Consider the following 8,352-nt stretch of genomic DNA (forward strand, 5'->3'; position numbering starts at 1 on the left):
ATTGAACAAGTTAAAGAAGAGATTGGATTGAGGATTGTGTAAGCACCCTAAATCTCATATTTACTTAAAGTTCCGATTTGCCAGATTAGAGAGTCAAGGTGAATCATATTGATAGGAACTTCCTTTCTTAACTCTTCCAAAACTTTATTCCAGAATTCTCTGACGTCATTGTCATCCTTTACGCCTAATCCTAATCTTTCGGTGAAGGTTCTTACTCTGTAATCCACTGGAATTGGAATTCTCTCGAAGCTGAAGTCTGTCTTACCTGACATTAGAAGCGTTATTCCGAGACACTTCATTGCAAAGGTAATTGTTTTGGCATCCCTACTCTGCCTCATTGTATTGGCGAGCTCGTACCAGATTTTCAGAAAATCTCTTATCACCTCATCAGGTTTTGCACTCCATAGCTTTCTTGCAAGCTTACTTGACAGAAAACGGTTTAGTCTTGTGAGCTTCAATTCTGGCAACCTCTCATCCCTATAGAATTCAGATAGAATAGACTCTAAGTCCTTAGGAGAGTCTTGAATCCCATGTCTCTCGAGGGTTTCTCTGAGCTTTGGCCAGTAAGCAACTTCTGCCTTCCCCTTGAGCTGGAAGTCGTTTAAACCGGCAGCAAGCATCAGAACAGCAAATCTACCAAATCCGTATTTTTCAAGGTAACCCTTCATGTTTCGCCATTCTGGCTCCTTCTCAGTTATCTTATCCCATACTTCTATGGGTATTTGAGCTAACACGCTTACTACCCTTGCCAAGGTCATGTTATCACCTTTTAGCAACCCCATAATTCTTTGCCAGTTCAATGTTCCACCTGTGAAAGACCTCTACTGCTGTCAAAATGATCTCTAGAAGCTCTGGAAGCTTGATTGAAATTTTCTCTCCCTTTTTCATTTCAATGCTGACATCACCTATCGTCTTTAACCCAGTGCTATCACTGATGGCATTGTTATGAACCAGTAGATTTCTTATCTCTATGATGTTCTCAAAGTCTCTTTTCAATGTTCTGTTTAATAATCCTAAATCAGCAGAGAGGTACACAAGCTTTCTGAGTGAAAAACCATTATTTTTCTGGCATTCCAAGACTTTGCGGTGGAGTGGAGAACTTGGGTATTTTTCTACGATTTTTTTCATAGTGTATTCAATCGTGGAAATCATTGTGATGTAAATCTGCTTTGCAGCCTTTCCACCCCAGCGTTTTCCGTTTTCTGATTTAAGAATTGTTGGAATTATTGCCATAAAGTAATCAAGTTGCTCAACGAGGGCTCCATAGCAGCTTGTTCTTATGTCTTTCTCGTAAGTATAGTTGTAAACTTCCTCTCTAAATCTTTCAAAAGTCTTTTTCATACTCTCAATCTTTCTTCTCCAATTGAATTTGCTATTCCCAGACTTCATATTGTACCTTAACAAAAAATTATTTAAACTTGTTTTCGATAACATCAATAACAATGAAAACAATCGAAAAAGTCCACATCATCCCGCTCGGATTTGAGAGAAGCGTTGCTGTTGAACCAGTAAGAGTTCTTGGTGGTGTTAGAGCACATATCATAACGATAGGCGGAGAGTTTGCGGAAAAGTACAAGCTGTATGAGAAACAGAGGTATTTTGAAGAGGTTGTGAAAGCTGATCTGGAAAATCTCGGTCTGGGAGTGGAAGTTCATTATGCAGACCTTTTTGACTTCAGAATGGCTGTAGGAGCAATATCCAGGCTTGTTGTGGAAGAGAAGAGCGCTGGAAGCGAGGTTTATCTCAACCTCTCATCCCACGGAAGGCTTGTTTCGGTTGCATCAGCTCTTACTGGATGGTATCACGGAGTTAGAATGTTTTACGTCTTTGCTGAGAGATATGCGAGTGATGAAGAGGAAGAGAGGATTTATGGCAGAAGTGTTTGCGAAAAACCGATTATATTCGAAATTCCTAACTTAGAGTTTGTTAAAATCAGTGAGGAGGAGAAATATGCTCTTCTATATCTCCATAGGGAACGTGGCATGAAACTAAGTAAGCTGGCAGAGAAGCTCGAAAAGCAGTTTCCACACATCTATTCTTTTTCAGGAGAGGGCAGACGGAAAGAACAGGGGTTGCTGAACAAAGTCAACAGGAGAGTTGTAAGCAAGCTTGAAGCAAGAGGGCTTATTGAAAAGGAAAAGGTTGGAAGAAACGTAATTATCAGGCTGACTGAACTCGGCGAGTTCTTTGCACTGCTGGGTTAGCTGTAATTTGGATTTAAAGAGTGAGCGGAGCGTTTGTTAAGATGATTCTGTAAAATTAAATACCACAGGCCATAATGGAAGTATGGAACACAACCTGCACAAAAATATCGGGAGTATAATAAGCGATGCTTTCCCTGAGCTTGAAGTCGTAAAAGATCCAGCATGTGGTGGAGATCAGCTTGTATCTTTATTCTGCAGCGATCTAAAATCAAGAGGAACAAAATATGCTGACGTTGACATAATCATACTAAAAGATGGAAAGGTGAAGGTAATTATCGAGATTGAAGAATCCGATATCAAGCCCGTTCAGATTTGTGGTAAATTCCTTGTTTCTGCCTTATCCAAGTACTTCATCCACGAGAGATACGGTGTAGTTGAGATGGATGATTCTGTTTTGTTTTTGCAGATACTTGATTCCTCAAAACTAAAGCATGACAGGACATCCAAGCTTGAGCAGTTCAGAAACCTTGAAAAGTCCATCCAGAGTGTTATACCATTGAAAGACAGCTGTATCGACAACTACAGGATTTTCTATGGAGATGTCTCAGAATTTGCAAATGGAAGAATAAAAAATGAACTTATTGACTGCATAAAGGAAGCAATGGAATAGCTTCAAACCTTCGGGGTCGTCTGAAGCAGGCTTGTGTGTATGTTTTCTCTGGAGGTTCTCTCAACAACAAACCCAACCACCCTCTCAACCCTCGCAAAGGCCTTGAAGAGGTTAACAAAGCCATAACCCTCGATGTATTCCTTAACATTTCCCAGCGGTATTCGATATCCAAGCAGGTAAGCTATGACAGCAGCACTGAACTCTGCCACAACCTCCTGCAGCGGAATCTGGCCTCCCTGTATGCCGTGTAAGTGGTCATCAACCGCATGACACAGTTCGTGCAGGAAGACGATGAGTTCTGGAGATGCGAGCTTTATGACCTTCGTTTTGAGGTTGTATGTGCCGTAGTACTTCCTGAAGGCTGTAGTCTCGACCTTCAGGTTAAGTTCTTCAATTATGCCTTTGAACTCGCATGGGATTTCAACGCTGAAGTTCTCTTCTGGCAAAGGCTCTCCCTCTGTATCCTCGTAGCGGAAAACTGGTATGGGCTTGAAGCTGACAAGTTTCTCAACCATCACCGTCTCCTCAATCTCCATCGTAACTTCTTCCCCCTCTACAACAGCCTTCTCAACCCTTCTCACCTTAACCGGAACCTTCTTTCTGACTGGGGCAAGGATGTAGAACGCCTTGGCTCCCTTCTTAACTTTTCTCCCAACCTTCTGCCATTGCCTGAAGCCTCTTGCATCCTTCGTCTCGTTCATCAGCATTATCAGACGGTTGAAGAAGCTCCAGCTGTCTGATGGCTTTTCATTTCCCCGGAAAATGGCAAGGGCAACTTTCTCAGGGTTGCTTTCGAATGCTTTCAAAACGGTCTCCATCGCTTCCCTTATCCTTTCTTTTTTGGTTGATACCTCACCAAGCATCACAACACCTCCTCAGCGAGCTCAGAGCCCGCTTCACTGGGGGTCTGGCGGGCTGAGAATGATTTTGCCAGCAGAAAAATCTAGGAGTGCAAAAGCTTCATTGGTACAGTCTCAATCCAGTTTATGCTGGTCAATCTGAAAATGACCTGAGAGATCTGAAAACAGCGAGTTAATCTGGAGTTGAATTCAGGGCTCACAATGCAAAATTTAGCGAATAGAAAAGACGTTAAAAGGCTTGAGGAAATTACAGGAAACTGGTTTCATCTTCTGGTAAATGTTAACAGCCAGACTCTGTTCGGGAAGCCAAAGTAGCATTGAGAATCTATAAAAGCTCAAAGTGAAGAGTCAAGCCTTTTCCTTAACAAGCTTCAGAACTTCATCGAGGCTAAGATTGCCAGTTTTGTCCCTCAACTCCTTAACAGAGTCCCCAGTCCTCTCTGTTATCGTTTGCAGATAGATGAGAAACTCTTCACTGCTCAACTCCCTCTCCAGGATTTTGAGGGCTTTCACCATTACCTCTTCACTCTTCATACCCTATCACATCTACTACGTTTTTAACACCTATAAACTTTTTCAGACATCCAGACTTTTTCAGGAGTTCATCATCCACTGTAACAAAGACGTCGGCATTTTTGGCTGCGATTGCTATGTGAACAGCATCCATTGCGTTTACCCTGCATTCCGCCATTATTCTCTCAGCGAGCTCTGCTGTTTCCTCGTCAATTCTCAGAATTTTTGAGCATGCTTTCCGTATCAACGCCTCAACAGCCCCTCTTTTTTCCTGAGAGGATATGAACTCGATCTCAGCCAGTAAAGCTGCTGAACCGATAATTTTGAAATCTCCCCTATCAGCTCTTCTCAGGACTTCTACAAACGCATCGGATTCGATCAGAATTCTTTCGTCTGGGAAGTCAAAGGGTCGGCACCAAACGCATGTGTCGAGATAGAGTTTCACAGTACCAATAAAAAAGGTGGGATATTAAGACTTGCCTCTTGTTCTCCCATTAACCTCCACCTCAGCAGTCTCGTTCATCTTCGCTGCTGTGAGAAAGACTGCTTCAATGTGCTTGCAGGTGTAGGCAGGGTCTTTGCCATTTTTAGCATAATCAGGGCAGGTGCACGTCCACCTCTCCCCATCCCACTTCACTGTGTACTGCCTTGCACTGCCAGAAGAGGAGTTCAGACTGAGCACGCTGTAGGCGTTTTCAGCTCTGATCACGAGCATCCTGTATTTTCTGGTGAACTTCTTGACGTACACAGTGTCAGCCCTTCTGAATTCCGACAACTTACCACCCCTCAAGAATTGAGTGGATTTCTCTCACCGCCTCATCTTTTAAATCGAGAAGGAGGTCTTCACCGCAGAAGCAGACGTAGATTCTGCCGTCTGTGTAGAGGCAAACGATGGGGTTCTCCGACAGAAGCAAAGAGAAATACTCTGTTTTCCACCCATCTGTCGAGATGCTCTGGATTCTTCTGATGGCAATTGCATCATCGATTAGCTTTACACCTCTGTCCTTTACCTTCTTCTTGGTCTCCTCAAAAATGTGGTAGAGGTCTTCGATCATCAGATCACCTCTATGCCGTTTCTGGCGAAAACCTCCCTGTCTGACTTCAGGAACTGCAGCCTTGCCTTCAGCCTTGAAAGCTCCTGAATCTCTTCCTGCAGAGAGCTCTGAAGTTCCTTGATTGCTCTGACTGCCAGCTCCGCATTCTCACTGGTGAAGCAGAGCAGAATTGCTGAACTGCCGTTTTCGCTCGTAACCGCATGGAAGCTCAGAGGGACTGGACCGGTGGCAGGTGTGTAAACCTGCCCATTGCCAAGCCTTTCTGCAACAACCCTCTCGACAACCGCTTTGTCAAGACCGCATCTGTCCAGCAAAATCTCAAACCAAACACCTTTCCTCATCTCACCACCTCCGCAAGTTCGTGTGGGAGGCTTGCGGAGGTGTGCATAATCGGAACTACAACAGAATTTCTAAGATCTCCTCAGGCCTTTTTGCCACAAAATCAGCCTCTCCCTCTCTGCTTTCAAAGAAGTTCCTGTCTCCGTATGCTGCATAAATTGTAAGCATTCTAAGCCTTCTTCCTGCTTCGATGTCTCTCCTCAAGCTGTCCCCAACGATGACAGCTTCTTCAGCTTTAACCCCTAGCTTCTTGAGGGCCAGAAGCAGTGAATCGGGCTCAGGCTTCCTCTTTCCGGTCATGTCAGCAGAAATAACAACGTCGAAGTATTTCTCTAGACTAACTTTCTTCAACCTTGAAATCGCATGGCCGTTCTCCGCATCCGTTACGACTGCCAGCTTAACCCCTTTTTGTTTCAGGTTTTCGAGAACCTCTTTGATGCTTGGATAGAGTGTTATGCTTTCCAGCTTCACTCTATCATAAATCTTGCAGCACTCTCTGTAGAGCTCTTCGCTGTAAATTCTCTTATCCTTGAGGTAGTCAGCTATGTTCTCGTGGCTTTCAAAACCGTGCTTCCATCTGAGGAAGTATTGCAGCAGTTCATTCGCATCTCCGCAGCCCAGCCCTTCCACTACAGCCTCACAGGCTTTTATCTTCGCATCTACAAAATCCACTAAGGTGTTGTCTAAGTCAAAGATTACTGCCTTTATTTTAGAGCACATATCCTCCCTCTCCACTCGCCACCACACTTACATCGCTTTCAAACATCTCTCCTTCATAGACATCCTCATGCCTGTAAACAGCCCTTCCAAGGAACTCGCTCAGCGTGAAGAACTCAACTTTAACTTTCTCGCCCATCACGACCTTCGGACTTAAATCTTCAACGTCCTCATGCCACTCCAGATCATGGGGTTTGCTGTCTATTATTTCGTGCAGACTCCAGCTCAGGCCGTGCCAGTATGCCCCGAACTCCAGAATCTCCCTGACAAAAATTGAATTCTGGATGTAGGATTCCGGAGAGTGGTCCATCTCAACAACGCTGAACGGTGAGATGGCGCAGCGGGTTTGGGTGCTCCCAGCGCATCATCCAGTTTTTCACATTCCTCAACATCAGGAAAGCAGCCTTCGGGAACTGCCCATACAACTCCGTTTCCTCCCATGTCGCTTCTGAAAACGTAGGCTACTAATTCAAACCCCTCTTTAACCCTCAACTTGCTGAAGAGTTTTACAATCTCCATCGGGCTTACGGGGGACTTCTGCCATCCTTCCTTCACATCGAAAGAGCTGATTTCTCTTGCCCTTTTGCGGATTCGCTGAAGTTTCCTGGCCGAGAACTTATACACTTCACTGCCTGATTCCAAGGTTCATCAGCCTCCTGCACATGCGGAGGTGCTTCTCAAACCCCTTCCAGAGTTCCTCATCGAGAAATCTTAGCTTTAGCTGGTCTATCCTTTTCTTCCCCTTAAACTCTCCGAATACCACAACGCTGTTCAGCCTTATAACGCCAAAAACCATTGCAAGGTTGTAGATCATCCTCCGCATCGATCTACTGGAGCAGAAGTCTGCCTGGACGGCATGAGGTAAAGTGAAGTGGAAGTGCTCTATTCCTTCAGCCTCACACAAATCGGCCATCTGCCTGTCGGCTGTCAGCATCACCGGCAGAGCAGCCCTCTCTTTCTCGAACCTCCTGAGGGTTTTGGCTATTATCAGGTCAGTCTGCTCCTTGTCGTTTGTTGATCGCTCCACACCCTCAATCTCAACAGCGTACCTTCTCAGCTCCCTGTATTCTGCAAGGGCTATGCAGGCAAGCCTAGACTTCTTCATCCTCCTGTTTACGAGCTCATCCAGAAGGAACTGCTGGTATCTGGCACCCCTCTTGATCTCGCTTATCTGTGCAGGAGTGTACTTGAAGTTCAGGGAGGCTTCGATTTCTTCCCTCACGGTGTCCACTAGCAGGACCTCTCGGAGATCAATGGTGGAGGAGTTGGTGAGGAAGCGGTGGTAGAGAACGTTCGTGTCGGGGGAGAGGAAGAGGGGTTTGCTGAGCATTCTGTAGGCTTTCAGGTGCTCGTCAAACGCTTCCTGATTCGCATACTGAATTACTCCGGCTGCAAGAAGACATTGCAGAAAGCTCGGTGTAGACTGGTTCATGCACTACAACTTCATTCCCACAGGTAGGGGTAGGGGCAGAGAGATAGTAAACTTGGACCTCTCACCTGAAGAGAGGGAGGAGCTACTAAGGATGCTTTATAACGCGAACTCGGAAACCAGCAATCTAAGCCTGCTCTCAACGGCCCCTCAATTTGCCCGCGTTGCATTGCAATGCGATGCGGAGTTCATACCCACCCACTTTTATAACGTTAATGCAGGGGAAAGACTCAGGCAGCTTGCAGAATTCATTGGGGGTGTGGAGCAGGAAGATTTTATATGTCTATGCGCGCAAACGGCGATATCCAGCCATAGCGGCCCTCCCCACATACAAGTTTTCCTGATGCAATATGCCATCCAGGCTGTCTCCCACTCGGTTGCCGAATTGACACCTGATAACATGCTGATACTTAGAGAGAGTGAAGACTATTTCCACGATTATTTTTACAGGAGTGTCCTTGAAAGGCTGCCCCACGGCAGCCAAGGTTTGGAAGACGAGGAGCAAAAGAAATGTAGCGACAAAGACTCTGAGAACGCCGAAGACCGCAAAAAATGCACTCCCAAGCAGGGCAGCCTTTCTAAAACCCCTTTTATCAACGTAATAACCAACAGGAAGTGCGAGAAT

At 45.3% G+C, this 8,352-nt stretch carries 14 protein-coding genes and 1 pseudogene; 3 read left to right on the plus strand and 12 right to left on the minus strand.

Annotated features, from left to right (window positions below; all coding sequences use genetic code 11):
- Positions 1-47: 47 nt before the first annotated feature.
- Positions 48-758 carry an N-glycosylase/DNA lyase gene (locus tag H0Z19_RS10890; RefSeq protein ID WP_290726552.1) on the minus strand — a complete coding sequence of 237 codons (711 nt, stop codon included), beginning with the start codon at positions 756-758 and terminating at the stop codon, positions 48-50.
- Positions 759-762: 4 nt separating this feature from the next.
- A complete protein-coding gene (locus tag H0Z19_RS10895; RefSeq protein ID WP_290726554.1) occupies positions 763-1,341 on the minus strand; it encodes a hypothetical protein in 579 nt (192 codons plus the stop codon).
- A 101-nt stretch (positions 1,342-1,442) separates the two neighbouring features.
- On the opposite strand from H0Z19_RS10895, the gene H0Z19_RS10900 reads away from it, so the two are divergent.
- A complete protein-coding gene (locus H0Z19_RS10900) occupies positions 1,443-2,204 on the plus strand; it encodes a DUF6293 family protein (RefSeq protein WP_290726556.1) in 762 nt (253 codons plus the stop codon).
- A gap of 82 nt (positions 2,205-2,286) precedes the next feature.
- Complete coding sequence (locus H0Z19_RS10905; RefSeq protein WP_290726558.1) at positions 2,287-2,814, plus strand: hypothetical protein; 528 nt, start codon at positions 2,287-2,289, stop codon at positions 2,812-2,814.
- A gap of 2 nt (positions 2,815-2,816) precedes the next feature.
- On the opposite strand, the gene H0Z19_RS10910 is transcribed toward H0Z19_RS10905, so the two are convergent.
- The 10 genes from H0Z19_RS10910 to H0Z19_RS10955 form a co-directional block, all read right to left on the minus strand.
- Positions 2,817-3,677, minus strand: a complete 861-nt coding sequence (locus H0Z19_RS10910; RefSeq protein WP_290726560.1) for a hypothetical protein — start codon at positions 3,675-3,677, stop codon at positions 2,817-2,819.
- Positions 3,678-4,022: 345 nt separating this feature from the next.
- Positions 4,023-4,208, minus strand: coding sequence for a hypothetical protein (locus H0Z19_RS10915; RefSeq protein WP_290726561.1), 186 nt, complete (start codon positions 4,206-4,208; stop codon positions 4,023-4,025).
- Positions 4,198-4,632 carry a PIN domain-containing protein gene (locus H0Z19_RS10920; RefSeq protein ID WP_290726562.1) on the minus strand — a complete coding sequence of 145 codons (435 nt, stop codon included), beginning with the start codon at positions 4,630-4,632 and terminating at the stop codon, positions 4,198-4,200. Before H0Z19_RS10920 ends, H0Z19_RS10915 begins: the two co-directional genes overlap by 11 nt.
- Before the next feature lie 24 nt (positions 4,633-4,656).
- Positions 4,657-4,962 carry an SWIM zinc finger family protein gene (locus H0Z19_RS10925; protein WP_290726563.1) on the minus strand — a complete coding sequence of 102 codons (306 nt, stop codon included), beginning with the start codon at positions 4,960-4,962 and terminating at the stop codon, positions 4,657-4,659.
- A 1-nt stretch (position 4,963) separates the two neighbouring features.
- Complete coding sequence (locus tag H0Z19_RS10930) at positions 4,964-5,242, minus strand: hypothetical protein (RefSeq protein WP_290726565.1); 279 nt, start codon at positions 5,240-5,242, stop codon at positions 4,964-4,966.
- Positions 5,242-5,583 (minus strand): hypothetical protein, encoded by a 342-nt coding sequence (locus H0Z19_RS10935; protein ID WP_290726567.1) that lies wholly within the window; start codon positions 5,581-5,583, stop codon positions 5,242-5,244. Before H0Z19_RS10935 ends, H0Z19_RS10930 begins: the two co-directional genes overlap by 1 nt.
- Before the next feature lie 55 nt (positions 5,584-5,638).
- Positions 5,639-6,316 carry an HAD-IA family hydrolase gene (locus H0Z19_RS10940; protein WP_290726569.1) on the minus strand — a complete coding sequence of 226 codons (678 nt, stop codon included), beginning with the start codon at positions 6,314-6,316 and terminating at the stop codon, positions 5,639-5,641.
- Complete coding sequence (locus tag H0Z19_RS10945; RefSeq protein ID WP_290726570.1) at positions 6,291-6,608, minus strand: hypothetical protein; 318 nt, start codon at positions 6,606-6,608, stop codon at positions 6,291-6,293. The genes H0Z19_RS10940 and H0Z19_RS10945 overlap by 26 nt, the downstream gene beginning before the upstream one ends.
- The gene (locus tag H0Z19_RS10950) at positions 6,524-6,817 is read right to left on the minus strand and encodes a hypothetical protein (RefSeq protein ID WP_290726572.1); all 294 of its coding nucleotides are present in this window, start codon (positions 6,815-6,817) and stop codon (positions 6,524-6,526) included. Before H0Z19_RS10950 ends, H0Z19_RS10945 begins: the two co-directional genes overlap by 85 nt.
- Positions 6,818-6,923: 106 nt before the next feature.
- Positions 6,924-7,730 (minus strand): PIN domain-containing protein, encoded by an 807-nt coding sequence (locus H0Z19_RS10955; RefSeq protein WP_290726574.1) that lies wholly within the window; start codon positions 7,728-7,730, stop codon positions 6,924-6,926.
- On the opposite strand from H0Z19_RS10955, the pseudogene H0Z19_RS10960 reads away from it, so the two are divergent.
- A pseudogene (locus H0Z19_RS10960) lies at positions 7,729-8,352 on the plus strand (hypothetical protein); the annotation flags it as partial. The gene H0Z19_RS10955 and the pseudogene H0Z19_RS10960 overlap by 2 nt on opposite strands.

This window comes from Archaeoglobus sp. (assembly GCF_017656475.1).
Taxonomy (GTDB): domain Archaea; phylum Halobacteriota; class Archaeoglobi; order Archaeoglobales; family Archaeoglobaceae; genus Archaeoglobus.